The organism is Rhodococcus sp. ABRD24 (assembly GCF_004328705.1).
Taxonomy (GTDB): domain Bacteria; phylum Actinomycetota; class Actinomycetes; order Mycobacteriales; family Mycobacteriaceae; genus Prescottella.
In genome coordinates this window covers 3,241,251-3,259,398 of record NZ_CP035319.1, presented here as the reverse complement: position 1 = coordinate 3,259,398, position 18,148 = coordinate 3,241,251, and the positions used below count along the sequence as shown (strand labels likewise).

Genomic DNA, 18,148 nt, shown 5'->3' with positions numbered 1-18,148 from the left:
CGAGCCTACGCCGAGGCCGTTGACACACAACCCACCTCGCACGCTTGGTAACCCGGCGGTCCGTGCTAGCGGGTGGCGGTATCGACTCTGATCGGTAGCGCCACCCGCTTCGTATGTGCGGACCCGTCAGCCGGCGGCGGCATCTGCGATCGACATCGCCTCTCGGGCGCCGGCTTCGAGCGCGCCGCAGCACAGGATCACCCAGCTCCCGACACCCTCGGCGGTCCCCGACGCGAACCCGGCGATACCGTCGCGGTAAGCCGGAGCCCGACGCATCCAGCTCACCTCGGGCACACCGAGATTGTGGGGGTCCAACCCCGTCGATGTGGCCACGAGCCTGGACGCGGCACGGGCAACGATGCCGTCGGCGACACCGAACGGCCGCAACGTCAGCAGTTCTCCGTGCACGATCGCCGCAAGTACCGGCGCGGGCGCCTTGGTTCCGCCGGTCACGAGCTGCGCGAGCATGTCCAGACGCTGACCGACCTCACGGTCCGCGCGCGGGCGCCCCAACTCCTCCGGATCGGTGACCAGATCGGCGGCCGCAAGCAGATGGAGACGAGCGAGCACCTGCAGGGGTGCCCGCTGCCAGGTCGGCAGGATGACGGTGAGCGCGTCGCCGTCGAGCGCCTGGGCGACCCGCAACGCACCAGAAAGTACCTGATCACCAACGGTCCCGGGCGTCGGCAACTCAGTCGACCCACCGTCGATCGACGCCGACGCACGCGCTGCGCGAACGGACGCCTCCGTGGCCGTCTGCGGCCAGCCCCGCCGGTTGGTCTTGTGCCGGTGCACCTCGCCGAGCGCATCGCGAGCGCGATCCGCGGCATCGCGGACACCAGGCAGGTCGAGCAGCGGCTGCAGGGGATCAGTCACGGGATTGCTCACAGCATCGACGCTACCCGCCGCCCGAGTCAGCTCCGCCGGTCGCCCGAGGTTGCTGCTCCGCCGGCAGCCACCTGGTGCACGCACGCCGGGGAGACCGTGCGCGCGCCGAGGACGTCATCAGGGGCGGCCTCGGTCGATACCGGATCAGCTAGTTGAGTAGTGCGGTGAGCGTTGTTCCGGTCAATCGTTTGACTTCGCGTGACAGGTGGGCCTGGTCGGCGTAGCCGGCCTTTGCCGCGGTTTCACCGAAGGAGGTTCCTCCCCGCAGTAGCCGCAGGGCCCGCCGGAATCGGTGAATCGAGGTGAGCGTTTTGGGTCCGTATCCGAACAGGTGATCGCTCAGGCGCCGCAATGATCGCTCGGACAGGTAGTGCTCCTCCGCAATGGCGGTCACACTGAGTCCGTTTCGCGCGGCGCGATCGAGCGAAGCGGCGAGCCGAAGCTCATTGACGTTGACGGCGGCACGAATCCATAGGGTGTGCACCAGAGCCGTCAGAGCCGTTTCAGGGTCCTGGTAGGCGGCGTCGACAAGCGAAGCGGGCAGGCTGACAAGATCGTCAAGTGCCACTCGTTCGCCACGTACGTCGTTGGCAGGAATGCCGATCAGCGCGTGCGCAACGCCCGGCGCGAGGTGAAGGCCCCACGTCGCGCTGCCGGACGGCACCTTGACCGAGACTGCCTTCGTATCCGGCCCTGCGAACATGAACTTGCCGTCGGAGCACACCAGATCCATGACACCATCGGGGAGTATTCGGTGTTGAGGCTCGTCGGAAATGACGCGCCAGAGTGTCCCAGCGGGGCTCGCATCGGGCCAGGATCGGTAGTAGATCATCGCGCCCCTCTCCGCTTCGGTTCCACACTCACTCTAACAAGTGCGCCTCCTTCGAAGGGACAGAGGAGATCTGGCCGATTCGTTCAAGACAGACCTGGGGCATATCGACCAGAATCGATGCGACACCAGTGACCATTCATCAGGAGAGTTCCACCAATGCAGGAAAAGATCGAGTCCTTCTTGACGAGCCTTGAGGCTCTTGATGACGATCGCCACGAGATCATCTGCCGCGTGCGCGACAGACTGCTTGCGAAACACCCCGGGCTTGACGAGAAGTTCCAGTACGGCGGGATCCTGTTCTACGACGGAGCGCAGGCCTACTGTGGGCTCTTTGCACGCAAGGACTACGTGACCCTGGAACTCGGAAACGCCGCCTACATCGAGGATTCCTTCGGCTACCTCGAAGGCAGAGGCACCAAAGAGGGCCGCCGCCACCTTCGCCTCCACACGCTCTCGGACGTCGCAGACAAGCACGTAGAGGACTACCTCGATCTCACCTGGGAGACGTTCTAGGAGTTGTCAAGTTCCTATCGCACCCGCGGAGAGCAGGCCGGAGCTGACGATTGGCCGATTCATTCAAGAACTGACTCAGTAGCCCGCGGAAGGATGAGAAAGGGCCCCTCCCAAGCCCATACACCTACCAAGAGAGATTCTCATGCGCCCGTCGTCGGCATCGCCTGCAATCATCACGCCCAATGTCACTGAATCACGGAGCTTCTACCAGAAGTACCTCGGTGCCCGGCTGATCTTCGATTGCGGCTGGTTCATCAACCTGGAGTTCGGAAAAGGACTCTCGGTTCAGTTCATGGAGCCGCAGGAAGGTATGGCGGCCTGTAAGGCTGCCGGGCTCACCTACAACTTCTGCGTCGAGGACGTGGATGCCGAGTACCAACATCTGATCGGACTCGGCCTCACGCCGGAAACTTCCCCGGAGGACCACCCCTGGGGAGACCGAGGGTTCACAGTGCTCGACCCCAACGGCGTCAGTCTCTACATCTACTCCGACATCGAACCGGCCCCAGAGTTCAAGTCGGCCTTCCGTACCGCTTGACGCCGGGGTTCCGGCCTGGATCATCGCTGGGACGGACGAGGTGTGACGCCAACGCTGTCACTTGTCCAGGGCGCCGTCGGTAGTGTTCGTCCGCGAATCAGACTCCCTGTGAGCTCGGTGTGCTGAGGTGCGCTTTCGCCGGTCAACCGGCGCAAGACCTGCCGAGCCGTGGCCGCGGTGATTTCCTCGATTGGCTGCCTCCAGGTGGTCAGACCGAGGACGGGGCTGGCGAGTTGGCCGATTCCGTCGTATCCGGTGAGTGCTATGTCCTCGGGCACTCGGATGCCGAGCGCGGTGAGCTGTTCCCACGTGCTCAACAGGGTGGGGTCGTTGGGGCACATGATGACCGAGACGTGGTCGAGGCAGCGGGCAAGGGCACCCGGGTCGGGATGGTCGCCGTCGGCCGCACGGGGAATCGTGACGGTGTCGACACCGGCCGCGGCCAGCGCTCGCTGCATCCGGGTCGAGCGTTGATACAGGGTCGTCGAATGCTCTGCAGCCACATGCAACACCCCCACGACGCGGTGACCGGCATGGGTGATCAGCCCTGCAAGCACTTCCGCCCCACGACCGTCGTCGCAGACCGATCCGATCGACGGCGCGGCGCTCGAACGTCCCATCAGGACGGTTGGGAGCCGCCGAGCGACCGGAACGATCTGCGGCTCAGGTATCCGTCCGGAGGCGATGACGAGCGCTTCGGGCCGTAGCCCGAGCAGTCCGGCCAACGCATCGGCGGTCGTGGTACCGGCCGAGGCCGTGCCCACCGCGAGTGCGAATCCCGCCTCCTCGAGGTGTTCTTGAAGGTGAGCGATCATCTCACCGTAGAACGACAGCCGCACGGAACGGACGAACACTCCGACGATATTGGTGTTCTTTGCCTTCAATGCTTGGGCGCGAATGTCTTTGACATATCCGAGCCGGGCCGCGACTGCCTCGATGTGCTGTTTGGCGTCATCGGAGACACCCGGTTGTGCGAGCAGGGCGCGGCTGGCCGCCGACTTCGAGACTCCGGCGGCGGCAGCGACGTCCGCAATGGTGATGCGGTCAGCCATGTCCGGAGCCCGGCGTGCGTCGGTCGGCCGGCGTGTAGTCGACGACCAGTCCGAGATGGTCACTCGGCCAGGTGCCTCCATCCGTCGGTTCGCCGATCGTCTCGGTCCGATCGACCTCCATTCCGGACGAATGGAATTGATAGTCGAGGGTGTAATCGAGCATCCGCGCTGCCGAGCCGGCCGAACGAAGGCGTGGTGGTGTATCGCCGACCAGCGGATTCCTGGCGAGCACCGTCGCCTGAGGTGTGAGGGCGGTGGCGTCGTTCCAGCTGTCCCGAAGACTGCCGCCGATGATCGCTCGGTACTCACGGCTACCGGGAACGAGGTTGAAGTCTCCTCCCAGAATCTCGTGGTCCACCGGCTTCATCGTCCGGTGGAGAAGATCGTCGATCTCGGCCAGTTGCCGGAGACGCACTTCGACGGTGGCTTCGATTGTGTTGGAATCGATTCGGATGTCCGATTCTGCCGCGAACTTTCTGCCGGCCTCGGTCATCTGCCACGCCGACGGCGTGTGCCGAAGATGAGTCGAGCCGATTCGGATCCGAACGGAGTCCATCTGGATCACCGCAGTGGTGAGGTAGTAGTTGCGGCCCTCGTCCCCGGAGAGTCGGTCGACGCGGACCTCCGACGGCTCCTGCACGGACAGCACCGCGGGAACACTGACGAGGCCGACGGAGTCGTCCGGGACAGCAGCGACGCGCATGCCCAGCTCGGACGCGAGGTCCTCGGCGTGCCGAATACTCGATTCCTGCAGGAGGACGACATCCGGTCGATGGGGCGCAACGGTCGTCGCCAGCAGCCTGAGCCGCTGATCCCGGTTCGTATGCAGGACATTCCAAGTCACCACGCGCAGCGTGCTCATCGTCAAGATTCTCTCTCTGTGTCGAAACCGGCGTACGAAATCGTTGGGTCGAACCGGAGGTAGGTGCGGTCATCGGGGGTATCGGCACCCTGCTTGAGCGGCTTGCCCATGGCAGCCAGTTCGCCGATGCAGGCCGGGTCACGTTCGATAGCGGCGAACAGTTCACGCTCGGCGCACTCGAATGTGGCCGCCGGCCCCGGATACCCGTCGCTGGCGAAGACCACGGTTGTGGCATCGGCAACCGGGAAAACCTCGAGGTGACAGTCGGGGACGGCACTACCGTCGAGCACTCCGTAGCCGAAGACGGCGTCCCGATTGGCGAGATTGTGTTGCAGTTCGAGCAACGGCCGGCTGGCTGCCAGCCCCGGGTCCTGATCACGCAGTACGTCGAGCGATTCGCCGGCCGCCACATGGGCCGCAACGACAGCCGCCCGGAACAGAGTCATGGCCTCATCGACGCGCTTCTCGCCCAGGACCACCCGGTCACCGATGCGCAGGTGAACATCGCCGATCCGCCAGATCTCACGGTGTGCCCGCGAATAGACGGCGGCGACGGCGCCGGACGGGCCGGCGTGATCGGATCGGATGTGTCGGAGCGCACGGCTGATCGAATCGACCGCAACCCTTGCAGACACCGTCGGCTCCAGCCGGGCGATCTCCCTGGCGACGGTCTCGGCGTAGCGCCGGCCGCTCGGCGCCTGGCCCCTGTCACGTAACGGGCTCGACATCCCGTCGACAACGGCCGCGAAGTGTTCGGTGACGACGACAGCGTCCTCACACTCCGACCCGGCGCTCTTCGGTGCGATGAACCACTCCTGAACGTACGCGGTCTCATCCGAGAGCTCGACGACGGCACAGGGGGGAGGTTGGGGGGCCACGAGCACGGGAGGTCGGCTCCTGTTCTTCTGTCGTAGTTGATAATTCATCGTCTTCCGACTCCACGGCGCGATGCCCGCAGTGCCATGCGGTCGGCGAACAGCACGACCACAACCGATAGCGCCGTGATGATGACGACATACGCGGTGGTCAGGCCGACCAGGTTCGGGTCCTGTTCGGCGGCCAGCGTTCCGAGCGTGACACCGAGTGGTTTGTTGTTGATGTTGTAGAGCATCACCGAGACGGTGTACTCGGAGAGGGTGTCGTTGAACCCTAGCGCTGCGACCTGTAGGAGTACTGGCGTCAATGCCGGCAGGATCACCGTCAGAAATCTTCTCGACGGGCTCGCCCCGAGCGACCGCGCCGCGTCTTCGAGAGAGGGATCGAGACCGGCGTAGGTTGCGGTGACGAAGCGCGACACCACAGGGAGAAGCAGCACGGTGTACGCCAGCGGCAGAATCCAATACGTGCCGACCAGGACCTGTCCACCCACAAGTGCGCTCCCCGAACCGAACGCGATGAGAAAACCCAGCGCAACAAGGATTCCGGGCAGAAAGTACGGCAGGAACATCGTGAGCTGGATGGCATCACCGACGAACCTTCGCCGTGACCGATACGAGAGGTGCGCAGCGACGGTTCCGATGACAAGCGCCAACGGGATCGCGATTGCGGCAAGAGTGAGCGAATTGACCAGCGGCTCATACGCAGTCGTGCTCGTCAGCATACGAACGTAATGCTCGACCGTAAGTTCTGGACTGAGCTCGCCGCGACGGATGGCCTCCACCGGTGCGAGCGACAGCAGCGCCGTCACGACCAGCGGAGCCAGGTTGACGATCGCCAACAGGTACGCACACGCGTAGGCGAGGAACTTCGCTCCCCGGCCGCGTAGCCGCATCGGCTCGAACGGCCGCGGCGTCTTGCTCGTCATCATGGCACTGCTGCGACGTTCTTGGCGCAGCGCCCAAACCAGCAGGACCGTCGTCGCCGCACCCAGGAGCAATCCGAGCAGCGCGGCCATATCCATGCGCCCCAGCCCCGCCAGGGCCTGGATCATCGGGGCGATCATGGTCAGCTCGGGTCCACCGAGGATCGTCGGCGCGGCGAACGATGTGAGGGTCGAAATGAAGGCCATCAGCACCGACGCCAGGATCGTCGGCTTCAGTACCGGAAGGACCACCCGGAAGAGCGCCGGGAGCGGCTTCATTCCCAGCGACCGGGCCGCCTCGACCATCGAGAAGTCGACACGCCGGATCGCGGGCCGCAGGAACAGGAAGTGGTACCCGGTCATGGTGAAGGTGTGCACGAAGATCACCGCTCCCATACCGGAGAACCAGTCATCGGGAATACTCGGGATCACCGTCTGCAGGGTCCGGGTAATGAGCCCATTCTCGCCGTAGACCATTGCGTACCCGGTTACCGCCGCGATGGATCCGAACACCAGCGGCACCGCGTACGCGACTGTGAGAAGACCCTTTCCACGAATCGCGAACGCTTCGAGGAAGAACACCTGCGCGATTCCGACCACGTTTGCGGTGACGGTCGAGATCACCGCGATCACCAGCGTGTCGCGGATTGCACCTACGACCCGGCCCGATTCCATCAACCTCGACGCAACCTGTCCGACTGAGCCGTGGCCCGAGCGCAGTACCGCGTCGATCACGCTGAGATTCGGAAAGAACAGAAAAGTGATGACGAACCACCCGAACGCGGCTACCGTGGCGGCAACCAACAGTCGTTTCACACGCCGGGAGAGACCGCCGGGCCGCGCCGTCGCTGTCGTCCCCGTCATCTCGGTCATCTCGGTCATGCGGACAGCTCGATCAGATCGGGCAGGTCGAAGCCGCACCGCACTTCATCGCCGACGTGCAGAACCGTGTTCCGGTCCGAGCCGGCGAGCATCGTCAACGCCTGGCCGCCGACCTCGACTCGATAACGCGTCGTCGAGCCGAGGAAGGCTGCATCGGTGACGGTGCCGCTGGCGACACATTCGAGTCCCGCGCCGTCGGCCAGCCGCAATCGCTCGGGACGAAGCGCAAGGTCACCACCGCGGACCACGCCGAACAGCGATCTGGTCCGGGATTCGAGAACGTCGATCGAACCCACGAACTCGCCGACATAACGGTTGACCGGCGAATGATAGACCTCCTGCGGGCTGCCGATCTGCTCGATCCGGCCCGCATTCATCACCGCCACCCGATCGGCGAGCGCCAATGCCTCTTCCTGGTCGTGGGTGACGTACACGGTCGTGACGCCCAGCTCCCGGTGCAGTCGCTTGATCTCGTCGCGCAGCGTAACCCGCAGCCGTGCATCGAGATTCGACAGCGGCTCGTCCATCAGCATCACCGACGGCTTCGTCGCCAGGACCCTGGCGATCGCGACCCGCTGCTGTTGACCGCCCGACAGCTCACTCGGCGTCGCGTTCGCGAACGTGTCCAGCCCCGTCAGCTCCAGGACTTCCGTGGTTCGAGCGACAACCTCCGTTTTGGGCAGGCGGTGCACCTTCAATCCGAACTGCACGTTCTGTGCCACTGTCAGGTGTGGAAACAGTGCGTAGCTTTGGAACACGAAGCCGATTCCGCGACGCTCGGGTTCGACCTTCGTGACATCGCGGCCGTCGACGACTATGGAACCGGACGAGATCGGGACGAATCCTCCGAGTGCCCGAAGCAGTGTCGACTTGCCACACCCGGACGGTCCCAGCAGCGCCACGAACTCGCCACTACCGACCTCGAGATCCAGGTGAGGAACAACCGTCTTGTCGCCGTATCGAACCCGTACACCCTTGATACCGATCATCGTCGGACACACACTCCCCGTTGCGCCGGCACCGCTCAGCCGCCGAGAATGTCGAGCTGGATCCGCTCGAGCCACGACGACATCCGTGGTGCCACGACGCCCCAGTCGATGTCTTGCTTGCCGATCTCCGTCAGTGCCGCTGCGGCTTCGGGCAGCTGCGCCAACGCCTGCGGATTCACCGGGGTATCGCTGCGGGTTGTCTTCACGAAGTCCGCCTGGACCTCGGCCGACCCGAACCAATCGATGAAGCGCTTCGCCGCATCTGTGCGATCACTGCCCGCCACCAGACCGATTCCGGTCGACACGAAGGGGGAACCGCCCTCTGCATCGACCACCCGCAGATCCAACCCGTTGTCCTTCGCACCAGTCTCGATGCCGCCGAGCCAGTTCACGACAACCGGCTGCTCTCCGGAGACGACCCAGTTCCAATCGAACTTCTGGCCCGACGCGACCGGAACCGCATTCTTCAGAATCCGGGTCAGCATCTCCCAGCCCACGTCCGAGACCTCACCCGACTCACGGTCGGTGTAGGGCCACAGGATCCCCGCGACCGCCGCCTGTCCGGTCTGACTCGTCACGCTCGGGAACACGAACTTGTTCGCGAACCGCTCCTCCGCCAGATCCTCCCACTTCCGCGGCGCCTGCTCCTCGCCGAGAGCTGCCGCGTTGTACGCCATCACGATCGGAGTTTGCGAGAAGAGTGTGAAGGACTCTGTGCCCGAATCGAAGGCATCCGGTACCAGGTCCCTCCATGCGGGCGAGTAGTCGGCGAGCACACCGGCAGTCTCCACCTGGTTCAGCTGCGCCTCTCCGAGCCCGAGAACGACATCGGCCTGGGAATTGTTCTTTTCGGCAAGGAGTCGCTCGGTCAACTCACCACCACCACCGGAGACAAACGAAACATCTAGACCCAGAGCATCTTTCGCATGGGAGGCGATGTACTCACCTCGTGGCCCCTCGCCCTGAGGCGAATAGACCAGGATCGAATCCGCGCTCGCTTCTCCACCACCCGACGAACACCCAACGAGGGTGAGTGCACCCGCCAAGGCAGCTACACCCACCGCCAACACCGACCGTTTAACCATCGCGCAACCCTCACTCTCGGGAACCTCGTTACGAAGTGATCGTCGACGGTCGAACCGACTCGATGGTGGCGCCGTTGGTTCTGGCAGATGAACAGACGGGAACGGTCCCGGGAGCGATCCCGGGACCGTTCCCGGGACCGCATCTCCGGATGGGGGTAGCGCACTGCCGACGGCCTAGCGCACTACCGACGGCCTAGCGCACTGCGGACTACGCCCGGGTGCCAGCGGACTCCGCCGATCACGGCACTGCACAATTCTCCGCCCGCTACCTAACTGGTCGCGGTCGGGACCTGCAGGATGTCTTCGCCGCCGATGAACAGGCCGGTAGGCCGGAATCCGAAGGACTCATACAGCGACTTGGCAACGACATTCTCGGGGGCGACCCCCAGCCGTAGAACGTGCGCCCCGAGGTGCTCGCGGGCGTCACGGACGACTTCGTGAAGTGCCGCCCGGCCCAGTCCTCGATGCTGGAAGCGGTGGTCGATCATCAGTCGATAGAGCCAAACATGGCCATCATCAGGATCCGGACCGTACATGACGAAACCAACTATGTCGCCTTCGAATACCACCGCCTTGGTCAAGAAGTCAGGAAGAAACCGGCTCTCGGCAATCGAGTACAGGTTCGAGGCAATCAACCCGGCCTGCCCGTCAGCGACGGCAAGTTCAGCCACCTCTTCCCAGTTGTCTCGATTCAGATTCTCGAGTTGCACTGTCATCATCACAGCCCCGTTCTACCGAGACCCGCCGCGCCCACGCCACCGATTTTCACTGCCGCGAGCGGCTAACCCCGACTGCGGCCGACTGGGACAGGTACACGCAAGAAGGTTCCTACATATCAACGGCCAGTTGATCATTGGCCTTCATCTATCGGGTCGGCGGAATCGGGAAGCCTCATACTCTCGGGGTATGTGGGGTGACTTTTTCATCCTTGGGGATGACTCGAATGTAGACCTCCGGCCGATGCACAGGACGGAGCGTTTCGGGCAGCCTGGTTCCCATGATTGAAGTGAGCGGACTGACGAAGGCCTACGGGTCGACGAAAGCGGTGGACAATCTCACGTTCTCCGTGAAGCCGGGCATCGTCACCGGCTTCCTCGGCCCGAACGGTGCCGGTAAGTCGACGACGATGCGGATGATTCTCGGACTGGATACGCCGACGGCGGGTACCGCGCTGATCGAGGGGGTGCCGTACCAGCAGCTCAAGCAGCCACTTCGCACGGTCGGTGCGCTGTTGGACGCGAAGTGGGTGCACCCCAACCGGTCGGCGAAGGCGCATCTGCAGTGGATGGCGGCGGCCAACTCGCTGCCTGCATCACGTGTGGACGAGGTGCTGCGGTTGGTGGGTTTGAGCGAGGTTGCGGGTAAGAAGGCGGGTGGGTTCTCGCTGGGTATGTCGCAGCGGCTGGGTCTGGCCGGTGCGTTGCTGGGCGATCCGAAGGTGTTGCTGTTCGACGAGCCGGTCAACGGTCTCGATCCCGAGGGCATCGTGTGGATCCGCAAGTTCATGCAGAGCCTCGCGGCGGAGGGCCGTACCGTGCTGGTGTCGAGTCATCTGTTGTCGGAGATGTCGCTCACCGCAGAGCATCTGATCGTGATCGGGCGTGGTCGGTTGATCGCGGACACGAGCGTCAAGGACTTCGTCGACCGTTCGTCGGAGTCGTCGGTGCGGGTGCGTAGCCCCCAGCTCGACGCGTTGCGCAGTGTCCTGACCGGGCAGGGTTTCGCGGTCCGCGAGGATGCGGGTGTCGATCATCAGCCGGCGTTGCTGGTCTCGGGTGCGGTGACCGACGACATCGGTGCGCTCGCCGGTGCCAACGGAATCGTCCTGCACGAGTTGGCGTCTCAGCGTGGTTCGCTCGAGGAAGCGTTCATGAAGCTCACCGGTGACGATGTGCAGTATCACGCGCAGGTCGCCGGAGTGCCCGTCGACGGTGCGCAGAACATGGGAGGTGCGCTCCGATGAGCGTGTTGAATGCAGAACGTATCAAGTTGACGTCCACCAAGTCGCCGATGTGGTGCTCGCTGATCGCGGTCGTCGTCAGCATCGGATTCGCGGCCATCATGGGTGCGGCGTACAAGTCGCTGGTGTCGTCGGGCGACAATTCGATGGGCGAGTTCACGGTCGCCTACACCCAGGCCGGCGCGGCGCAGTTCGGCGCCATGCTGGTGATGATCATGTCGGCGCTGGCCGTCACCACGGAGTACCGGTTCGGCGTCATCCGCACGACCTTCCAGGCGATCCCCAACCGGACCCAGGTGATCGGGGGCAAGGCGCTGCTGCTGGCAGCCGTCGCCGCCGTGCTCGGTCTCGTGATCGCGCTCGCCTCGTTCTTCGTAGCGCAGGCGATTTCGGGGGAGTCGCTGTCCATCGGATCGGGCAGCAACGCCCGTGAGCTGTTCGGCATCCCGATCTACTACGCCCTCCTGGCCGTGCTCGCGGTCGGTGTGGGCACGCTGATCCGTCAGTCGGCGGGTGCGATCTCGCTGCTGCTGCTGTGGCCGCTGGTGATCGAGAGCCTCGCGACGATGATTCCCAAGGTGGGCAAGTACATCGTCGAATTCGGCCCGTTCAACAACGTCAGCTACTTCCTGGGCCAGGGTTCCGACGCGGATTTCCACTGGGGCCCGTGGGGTGCGCTGGCGTACTTCGCAGCGTTCGTCGCGGTCGTGTTCGGCGCCAGCCTCGTCGTGGTGAAGAACCGCGACGCCTGACGAGCGCCCGAAGTGGACACCCGGCACCGCGAGATTCGGATAACGATCTCGCGGTGCCATTGCTTCCGGAACTCGCTTGTCAGAGAAGAACTCGCCGCTTGCACTCTCCATCCAATCAGCTGCTGCCGCGTGATCGGTCGCGACTACTGCGTTTCAGCTGAACCGGCTCCGGCTGCGCAAGTTCCATGCCAGGGGGATGAGAGTGATTCCGGCAGCGATGATTCCAACAACGGCCGGTCCTCTCAGGCCTAGGTCGGATTCCAGCGCGAGAGCGGAGGCAGCGGTGCCGAGGGCGGTACCGATGTTGAGGAACGAGGTGGGCATCGCGGCGGCGAGCGTCGGGGCGCTTCCGCCGAGTCGGATAGCGAGCCCGACGAGGATGGGAATCGCCGACAGTCCGGACAGGCCGAGAAGCGTGAACAGAGCAATTGCCGGAACCGGTGAGTTGGCCAGCGCGTAGATGGCGATCGTCGCGAGGAGCGTGATCGTGGCGACGGTCAATGCGGTGATGTGCGGGTGGTTTTCACCGACACGGCTGGTGACGATCGAGCCGACGAGTGCTGCGAGTCCGAACGCCATGAGGACTGCCGGCACGACACTCTGGGGCAGTCCAGCGCGGAGAGTGAGCAGTGGAGTGATGTAGCTGTAGATCGACAACACGCTAGCGGTGACTCCTGCGCATGCGGCAAGGACCAACCACAGACACGGTGATCGCAGCGTGCGCAGTTCCACGCGGATGGACGGAGCGGGTCGATCGATATTGTCAGCGGGCACGAGCAGGGCGACGAAGACGGCAGTGACTGCGGCCAGGACAGCCAGCGCCCAGAAGGCGCCGCGCCAACCAATGAGTTGTCCACAGAATGCCCCGAGAGGGACACCGAGAACGGTGGCGAGTATGCCGCCGGCATTGACGATGCCGAGCGCGCGCGACGCCGCTCGGGGACCCGCAGTGGATGCGGCCACCACGGACGAGACGGTCCAGAACGTACCGGTTGCGACCGCGGTAAGGACTCGAGCAGCCAGCAGCATGGTGAATTCGGGAACGAGAGTCGCAATGACATGTCCAGCGGCGAACACGGTGAGTGCCAACGTGAGAGTGACTCGCCGAGGCAGGCGCAGGGTCAGGATGGCCATGAGTGGCGCGCCGATGATCATCCCGATGGCGAACAGCGTGATCGACAAACCTGCCTGCGCGACCGTGACATCGAAGTCGGTGGCGAGAGCGGGCAGCAGGCCCGCGACGACGAACTCGCTGGTGCCCATGAGGAAGGTTCCCGCGGCAAGAAGGTAGGTGACCGGGGGGACCGCCGCGCGCGCAAGCGTGGTTGGCGAGGTGGTTGTTGTCATGTGGAGTGCTCTTCACTGGAGGTGGCGTGGCCGAGTCCGTCTCGGCGGTGCAATCGACCGCGGCTGCCACAGGGTCAGGTGGGTCGGACGCGGTCGAGAACCTGCGCAAGCCGCGTGTCGAGCCCCGGCGCGGTGTTCGGTGGAAGTCCGTCTACCGGGAACCAACGTACATCTTGCGACTCGTCGCTGACCACGACCGGGACGGCAGGGTCGGTCGTTCCGACGAAGGCGATATCGAGATGCGACCGGCAGCCGCGGAACCCGGCGCCGAGTGGGTGATGGTCGAGGTCGGCCATCGTGACCCCGGTGATCGCGTCACGTGGTATGCCGGTCTCCTCGACGGCCTCTCGGACGGCCGCGTCCTCGATGCTCCGGTCATCCGGTTCGAGGTGCCCACCCGGTTGTACCCAGAAGCCACCCTTTCGGTGATGACACAACAGGATTCGAATTCGCTGGGGGTCCAGTACGAACAGGCTCGCCGTGACGTGCGTCGGGAGTGGGCTCCGCCTGAGCACCGCCTCCCCGGCGACCAGCCGTTGCAGGAACTCGGCGCGAGCCCGGGTCTGCTCCGCGGTGTGAGGTACCCAGTCGGTGACGGCAGTCAGGACGGACCGCAGCATCGTCATGTCAAAGCCTCCTGTGCGCAATCGTGCTCAGCTGGCGACGAGTTGGTGCTGTGTGCGGTCACGCTGATGCGGCCTGTGCGGCTGAGCCGGTAAGTCAGCCACCCCGGTTCCGCGTCACCCTGCGCCTGCGCCATGTCCGGTCTGGAGGGAATGGCGCCGACCAGACTCGGTGCCGTCACCTGGTTGATACCGCCGATCGCCCATTCGAGGTGACGGTGCGTGTGGCCTGCGGACACCAACCGAACCGGGCGCCGCCGGAACAGGTCTGCCAGTCGCTCGGACGACTCCCGGGGCATGCTCATCCAGCTGTCGGCGCCACCCGTCCCGTCCGAGTGTTCTGGGCGCAGATGCAACGACTCGTGTGCAACGACGAGGGTCGGTCGCTGCAGATCCACCGGAAGTGCCTTGTGCTCGAGCCAGGTCCACTGCTGGTCTTCGCGGTCGAGTCCACTGCCGAACAGTTGCGAGTTGATGCCTACCACCCTCCAGCCCCGCAGGTCGTGCAGCCAGTAGGACGGTCCCCACTCGGCCTCCCATGTGGTGACTCGTGATTCGGACACCGGTTTGCCGTGCCAGTCGACGGGCAGGCCGTCGCGAACCGGATGATCGCCGACGTCGTGGTTGCCTGGCACGACGACGAACGGCACGGGCAGCCCTCCGATCATGTTCCGGGCCTCTCGCTGGTCGGCGATGTCGTCCGGGTCATCGACAACGATGTCCCCGCCGACAACGACGAGATCCGGCCTGGTGGCATCGACGAAACGCCGGAAAGCGCTCCAGCCCGATCTACCGCGTTCGTGCCGCTCCGGTCCGGCCGCGCGCCCGATGTGGAGATCGGAAGTGTGCGCGATCAACAGGTCCGTCACGTTCGCACCGGCCTCGCCCCGGACAGCACTGCCCGCGTGAGAAAGGACGCGACCCCGTCCTCGTCATTGGACGTGGTGACGGCCGTTGCGGCTGCGCGCACCGGGGCGGAGGCGTTGCCCATCGCGACGCCGACGCCTGCACGAGTGAGGAGCGGAAGGTCGTTGTGCTCGTCACCGAATGCGATCACCTGGTCCATCGAGAACTCCAGCGACTGTGCCAGCCAGTGGGCCGCGGCGCCCTTGTCGGCACGGGCAAGGGAGATCTCGACGACGCCGCCGAGTGAGTCGGTGACGGCGAAGGATTCGCCGAGAGCCGCCGCGACCACATCGACGAGGTCGCGGGGCACGCGGCCGGGGACGGCCATGACCAACTGGTGCACCGGCGCGGCCGGGCCGGCAGCGACCAGATCCGGATGGGGGTCTCGCAAGATCGTCTCGGTGCGGGTCAGGGTGAGAAACTCGGGGTCGCAGGCGAAGTGCGTCCCGAACTCCCATCCGAATCCGGCATCCGGCCATCGCCGACGAAGCACGCGTATCAGGTCCCCACCAGCGTCCGCGCTCACTGCGACCTCGTGCAGCGGCCCGCCCTTCGACCGCGGGTCGACTATCGCGGCGCCGTTGGACACGATGACGGCGGACAGCAGGTCCAGCACGACGGGCGACAGAACCGACTCGATCAGTCGAAGTGGTCGTGCGGAGGCCACCGCGAGGTGCAGTCCCGCGTCCCGCGCGGCGCGCAGGGCCGCGACGGTCGCGGCTGACACCGTCTTGTGTGAGGTGAGCAGGGTGCCGTCCAGATCGGTCACTACCAGGCGAGGATCAGGCAGCACGGCGTTCCCCCGTAGCGGTGTCGAATCCATGAACGTTCTCCCGTCGTGCGACGAGCCGCACCGTGTCTGACAACGGTGCCGCCGCGTCGAGCCGTGCCCGCCACGTCGCGTGCGGGGTCTCTACATGCACGACGCGATCCGCGCCGTGCAGCTCGTCGAACCTCAGTCGCCCCTCGACCACGAGGTCGCCGGGCCGCTCCGATTCGGCGGCCGCAAGGGCAAAATGCTCGGGCCTCACTCCGATCGTCGTCTCCCGCGTCGCCGGGGCCAGACCCGCGGCTGCCCCGTCGACGAGGTTCATGTTGCCGAGGAAAGCCGCGACGTACATCGTGGTGGGTCTGGCGAAGACCTCGCTTGGCGAGCCCATCTGCTCGATCTTGCCGTGGCGCATCACGACGATGAGGTCGGACATCGACATGGCCTCCACCTGATCATGTGTCACGTACAGCATGGTGGCGCCGATACGCCGCTGCAGCGCAACGAGTTCGGTACGCATCTCGATTCGAAGGCGCGAGTCCAGGTTCGACAACGGCTCGTCCATGAGCAGGATATGCGGGTCACGCACCAACGCACGACAGATGCCGACCCGTTGCCGCTGGCCGCCGGACAGCTGTGCTGGCATCCGATCGAGTAGATGGTCGATGTGCAGGGACTGGGCAACAGCTTGGGTCCGGGCGCGACGCTCTTCAGCGGGCACTTTCGCCATCTGCATCGGGAACTCGATGTTCTTCGCGACGGTCTTGGCGGGGTAGAGGCCGTAGTTCTGGAACACCATCGCTACCCCGCGTTTCGACGGGGCAGTCGAGGTGATGTCGCGATCGTCGATGTAGACACGGCCGGACGACGGGACCTCGAGTCCGGCGACAACACGGAGCAATGTGGTCTTCCCGCAACCGGACTCACCGAGAATCGTGGTGATTCGACCGGCCTGCGCCTCGAACGACACCCCGGCGAGCACTGGGGGTGGGTCCGGCGTCGACTTCCTGCCCTTCTTGTGGCCGTAGCTCTTGCGGAGGTCAGCCACGGTGACTGCGGCAGTCACTGGTCCTCCAGCAGCTGATCGGCACGATCCGCGAGTCGGGCGGCGGCGTCAGCTGGCGCGAGGTCGCCACGCAGGACCTGCAACTGCGTGTCCACGTAGGCCTGCGAGTATTCGGCATTCACCTCGCCGGGCAGTGCCGCCCATGCGACCGTGGGCTGATCTCGTACCGCTACCCAGCTGGGGTTGGCCTCGTACACCGGCCGCAGTCGGGCCGGGTCGTCGACAACCGACATCCGCAGGGGCAATGTGGCAGTCGCCGAGACCGTCTCGGTGACCGCCTCGGGGGTCACAAGGCTCAGCAGCGCGTCGCATACCGCCTTCTGCCGTTCGGGGTCCTTCGTCGTTATGACGAAACCGTTGGTGGACGTGGTCGCGACGGCGCGGCCGCCGTCAATCGTGGGCACCGGCGCAATGCGGATGTCGCCCGCGCTGCGCGCCCGGTACGCCGGGTAGCCCGAAGCGGACGAGATGTACATCCCCAGTCTGCCACCGGCGAAGGCATCGTTCGCTTCCTGGAAGAAGTTCGTATACACCGGGCTACTGCCGTCTGCGGCCATCGTGGCAAACAGATCGAACGCGGCCTTGCCGGCGTCGGAGTCGATGCCGACGGTCCCGCCGGCCGGATCGTAGACCTGACCGCCGCCCTGAGACACGTAGGTCTGGAAGTTGTAGTCGTTCCCGAAGTACGCAACCCCACCTCCGGTTCCGGTGGCGGCGATTGCCCTGGCCGCGTTGTGGAACTCCGTCATCGTGGTCGGCGGCCGATTCGGGTCCAGGCCCGCGGCGGTGAACAGCTTCGCATTGTAGAACAGGGCATTAGGCGTTACATACCACGGGATCTGGTACAGCTCACCGTCCACACGTATGCCGTCGAGCAAATCCTGATCGAGATCGTCGCGAAGGGCCGGGTCGGTATCCAAACAGCTGTCGACCGGCTGCGCGGCGCCCGCCTCGACAAACGTGCGGTAGGTCGCACCGGTGACGCGGACGGCGTCAGGTCCGTGTCCGGAGCTGATGTCCAGCAAAGCCTTCTGTGCCGTGGCAAGGTCGGAGTCGGCGCTCATCTCGAGCGTGACGGGCAGCGCGGCCCCGGACGTATCGAGGAGAGATTCGAGCAGTTCACCGTTCTGGCCGGACTGACCCGACACGATGCGGATGGGACCGGTGTCACCGGAGCCGGAGGTTCCGGTGGACGAGCAAGCGGTGGCGACGAGCAGCGCGGCGACAACCGTCGTGGTAGCGAGTGGTCGGATGACTTTGCGTGACATGAGAATTCCTCAAAG

At 64.9% G+C, this 18,148-nt stretch carries 19 protein-coding genes; 4 read left to right on the top strand and 15 right to left on the bottom strand.

All coding sequences use genetic code 11. The annotated features are described in order from the left end of the window. Positions 1–126 precede the first annotated feature (126 nt). Together ERC79_RS14405 and ERC79_RS14400 are read right to left on the bottom strand one after the other, a co-directional pair. Positions 127–876 (bottom strand): oxidoreductase, encoded by a 750-nt coding sequence (locus ERC79_RS14405; RefSeq protein ID WP_131581146.1) that lies wholly within the window; start codon positions 874–876, stop codon positions 127–129. 160 nt (positions 877–1,036) lie between these two features. After that, entirely contained in the window at positions 1,037–1,720 is a 684-nt protein-coding gene (locus ERC79_RS14400; RefSeq protein ID WP_131579137.1) for a helix-turn-helix domain-containing protein, read from the bottom strand. A gap of 156 nt (positions 1,721–1,876) precedes the next feature. Here ERC79_RS14400 and ERC79_RS14395 point away from each other — a divergent pair, with 156 nt between their 5' ends. Beyond that, on the top strand, positions 1,877–2,233 hold the full coding sequence (locus ERC79_RS14395) for a DUF1801 domain-containing protein (protein WP_131579136.1): 357 nt from the start codon (positions 1,877–1,879) through the stop codon (positions 2,231–2,233). A 142-nt stretch (positions 2,234–2,375) separates the two neighbouring features. After that, positions 2,376–2,771 (top strand): VOC family protein, encoded by a 396-nt coding sequence (locus tag ERC79_RS14390; RefSeq protein ID WP_131579135.1) that lies wholly within the window; start codon positions 2,376–2,378, stop codon positions 2,769–2,771. Between the two features lie 20 nt (positions 2,772–2,791). On the opposite strand, the gene ERC79_RS14385 is transcribed toward ERC79_RS14390, so the two are convergent. From ERC79_RS14385 to ERC79_RS14355, 7 genes are all read right to left on the bottom strand, one after another. Next, positions 2,792–3,823 carry a LacI family DNA-binding transcriptional regulator gene (locus tag ERC79_RS14385; RefSeq protein ID WP_165497131.1) on the bottom strand — a complete coding sequence of 344 codons (1,032 nt, stop codon included), beginning with the start codon at positions 3,821–3,823 and terminating at the stop codon, positions 2,792–2,794. Beyond that, complete coding sequence (locus tag ERC79_RS14380; RefSeq protein ID WP_131579133.1) at positions 3,816–4,685, bottom strand: endonuclease/exonuclease/phosphatase family protein; 870 nt, start codon at positions 4,683–4,685, stop codon at positions 3,816–3,818. Before ERC79_RS14380 ends, ERC79_RS14385 begins: the two co-directional genes overlap by 8 nt. Before the next feature lie 2 nt (positions 4,686–4,687). Continuing rightward, on the bottom strand, positions 4,688–5,569 hold the full coding sequence (locus tag ERC79_RS14375; RefSeq protein ID WP_131579132.1) for a hypothetical protein: 882 nt from the start codon (positions 5,567–5,569) through the stop codon (positions 4,688–4,690). Positions 5,570–5,607: 38 nt separating this feature from the next. Then, positions 5,608–7,368 (bottom strand): iron ABC transporter permease, encoded by a 1,761-nt coding sequence (locus ERC79_RS14370; RefSeq protein WP_207390331.1) that lies wholly within the window; start codon positions 7,366–7,368, stop codon positions 5,608–5,610. Then, positions 7,365–8,357 (bottom strand): ABC transporter ATP-binding protein, encoded by a 993-nt coding sequence (locus tag ERC79_RS14365; RefSeq protein ID WP_131579131.1) that lies wholly within the window; start codon positions 8,355–8,357, stop codon positions 7,365–7,367. Before ERC79_RS14365 ends, ERC79_RS14370 begins: the two co-directional genes overlap by 4 nt. A 35-nt stretch (positions 8,358–8,392) precedes the next feature. Beyond that, positions 8,393–9,442, bottom strand: coding sequence for an extracellular solute-binding protein (locus tag ERC79_RS14360; protein ID WP_131579130.1), 1,050 nt, complete (start codon positions 9,440–9,442; stop codon positions 8,393–8,395). 269 nt (positions 9,443–9,711) lie between these two features. Continuing rightward, complete coding sequence (locus tag ERC79_RS14355) at positions 9,712–10,161, bottom strand: GNAT family N-acetyltransferase (RefSeq protein WP_131579129.1); 450 nt, start codon at positions 10,159–10,161, stop codon at positions 9,712–9,714. Between the two features lie 278 nt (positions 10,162–10,439). Between ERC79_RS14355 and ERC79_RS14350 the strand changes: the two genes are divergently transcribed. Both ERC79_RS14350 and ERC79_RS14345 read left to right on the top strand, forming a co-directional pair. Continuing rightward, positions 10,440–11,405, top strand: coding sequence for an ATP-binding cassette domain-containing protein (locus tag ERC79_RS14350; RefSeq protein ID WP_131577074.1), 966 nt, complete (start codon positions 10,440–10,442; stop codon positions 11,403–11,405). Beyond that, positions 11,402–12,154, top strand: coding sequence for an ABC transporter permease (locus tag ERC79_RS14345; protein WP_131579128.1), 753 nt, complete (start codon positions 11,402–11,404; stop codon positions 12,152–12,154). The genes ERC79_RS14350 and ERC79_RS14345 overlap by 4 nt, the downstream gene beginning before the upstream one ends. A gap of 153 nt (positions 12,155–12,307) precedes the next feature. Here the strand turns inward: ERC79_RS14345 and ERC79_RS14340 are convergent, their stop codons facing one another. The 6 genes from ERC79_RS14340 to ERC79_RS14315 form a co-directional block, all read right to left on the bottom strand. Further along, positions 12,308–13,501 carry an MFS transporter gene (locus ERC79_RS14340; RefSeq protein WP_131579127.1) on the bottom strand — a complete coding sequence of 398 codons (1,194 nt, stop codon included), beginning with the start codon at positions 13,499–13,501 and terminating at the stop codon, positions 12,308–12,310. 74 nt (positions 13,502–13,575) lie between these two features. Beyond that, on the bottom strand, positions 13,576–14,127 hold the full coding sequence (locus ERC79_RS14335) for an NUDIX domain-containing protein (RefSeq protein WP_131579126.1): 552 nt from the start codon (positions 14,125–14,127) through the stop codon (positions 13,576–13,578). Beyond that, positions 14,124–14,993 carry a metallophosphoesterase gene (locus tag ERC79_RS14330; RefSeq protein WP_131579125.1) on the bottom strand — a complete coding sequence of 290 codons (870 nt, stop codon included), beginning with the start codon at positions 14,991–14,993 and terminating at the stop codon, positions 14,124–14,126. The genes ERC79_RS14335 and ERC79_RS14330 overlap by 4 nt, the downstream gene beginning before the upstream one ends. Then, positions 14,990–15,853 (bottom strand): HAD hydrolase family protein, encoded by an 864-nt coding sequence (locus ERC79_RS14325; RefSeq protein ID WP_131579124.1) that lies wholly within the window; start codon positions 15,851–15,853, stop codon positions 14,990–14,992. Before ERC79_RS14325 ends, ERC79_RS14330 begins: the two co-directional genes overlap by 4 nt. Continuing rightward, positions 15,813–16,865 carry an ABC transporter ATP-binding protein gene (locus ERC79_RS14320; protein ID WP_131579123.1) on the bottom strand — a complete coding sequence of 351 codons (1,053 nt, stop codon included), beginning with the start codon at positions 16,863–16,865 and terminating at the stop codon, positions 15,813–15,815. Before ERC79_RS14320 ends, ERC79_RS14325 begins: the two co-directional genes overlap by 41 nt. Next, complete coding sequence (locus ERC79_RS14315; protein ID WP_131579122.1) at positions 16,862–18,133, bottom strand: extracellular solute-binding protein; 1,272 nt, start codon at positions 18,131–18,133, stop codon at positions 16,862–16,864. Before ERC79_RS14315 ends, ERC79_RS14320 begins: the two co-directional genes overlap by 4 nt. Between the last annotated feature and the right edge of the window lie 15 nt (positions 18,134–18,148).

Bases quoted from the DNA above. Each gene is read 5' to 3' on its own strand.
- ERC79_RS14400 (WP_131579137.1), bottom strand. From the start codon at position 1,720: ATGATCTACTACCGATCCTGGCCCGATGCGAGCCCCGCTGGGACACTC.
- ERC79_RS14395 (WP_131579136.1), top strand. From the start codon at position 1,877: ATGCAGGAAAAGATCGAGTCCTTCTTGACGAGCCTTGAGGCTCTTGAT.
- ERC79_RS14390 (WP_131579135.1), top strand. From the start codon at position 2,376: ATGCGCCCGTCGTCGGCATCGCCTGCAATCATCACGCCCAATGTCACT.
- ERC79_RS14385 (WP_165497131.1), bottom strand. From the start codon at position 3,823: ATGGCTGACCGCATCACCATTGCGGACGTCGCTGCCGCCGCCGGAGTC.
- ERC79_RS14380 (WP_131579133.1), bottom strand. From the start codon at position 4,685: ATGAGCACGCTGCGCGTGGTGACTTGGAATGTCCTGCATACGAACCGG.
- ERC79_RS14370 (WP_207390331.1), bottom strand. From the start codon at position 7,368: ATGACCGAGATGACCGAGATGACGGGGACGACAGCGACGGCGCGGCCC.
- ERC79_RS14365 (WP_131579131.1), bottom strand. From the start codon at position 8,357: ATGATCGGTATCAAGGGTGTACGGGTTCGATACGGCGACAAGACGGTT.
- ERC79_RS14360 (WP_131579130.1), bottom strand. From the start codon at position 9,442: ATGGTTAAACGGTCGGTGTTGGCGGTGGGTGTAGCTGCCTTGGCGGGT.
- ERC79_RS14355 (WP_131579129.1), bottom strand. From the start codon at position 10,161: ATGATGACAGTGCAACTCGAGAATCTGAATCGAGACAACTGGGAAGAG.
- ERC79_RS14350 (WP_131577074.1), top strand. From the start codon at position 10,440: ATGATTGAAGTGAGCGGACTGACGAAGGCCTACGGGTCGACGAAAGCG.
- ERC79_RS14345 (WP_131579128.1), top strand. From the start codon at position 11,402: ATGAGCGTGTTGAATGCAGAACGTATCAAGTTGACGTCCACCAAGTCG.
- ERC79_RS14340 (WP_131579127.1), bottom strand. From the start codon at position 13,501: ATGACAACAACCACCTCGCCAACCACGCTTGCGCGCGCGGCGGTCCCC.
- ERC79_RS14335 (WP_131579126.1), bottom strand. From the start codon at position 14,127: ATGACGATGCTGCGGTCCGTCCTGACTGCCGTCACCGACTGGGTACCT.
- ERC79_RS14325 (WP_131579124.1), bottom strand. From the start codon at position 15,853: ATGGATTCGACACCGCTACGGGGGAACGCCGTGCTGCCTGATCCTCGC.
- ERC79_RS14315 (WP_131579122.1), bottom strand. From the start codon at position 18,133: ATGTCACGCAAAGTCATCCGACCACTCGCTACCACGACGGTTGTCGCC.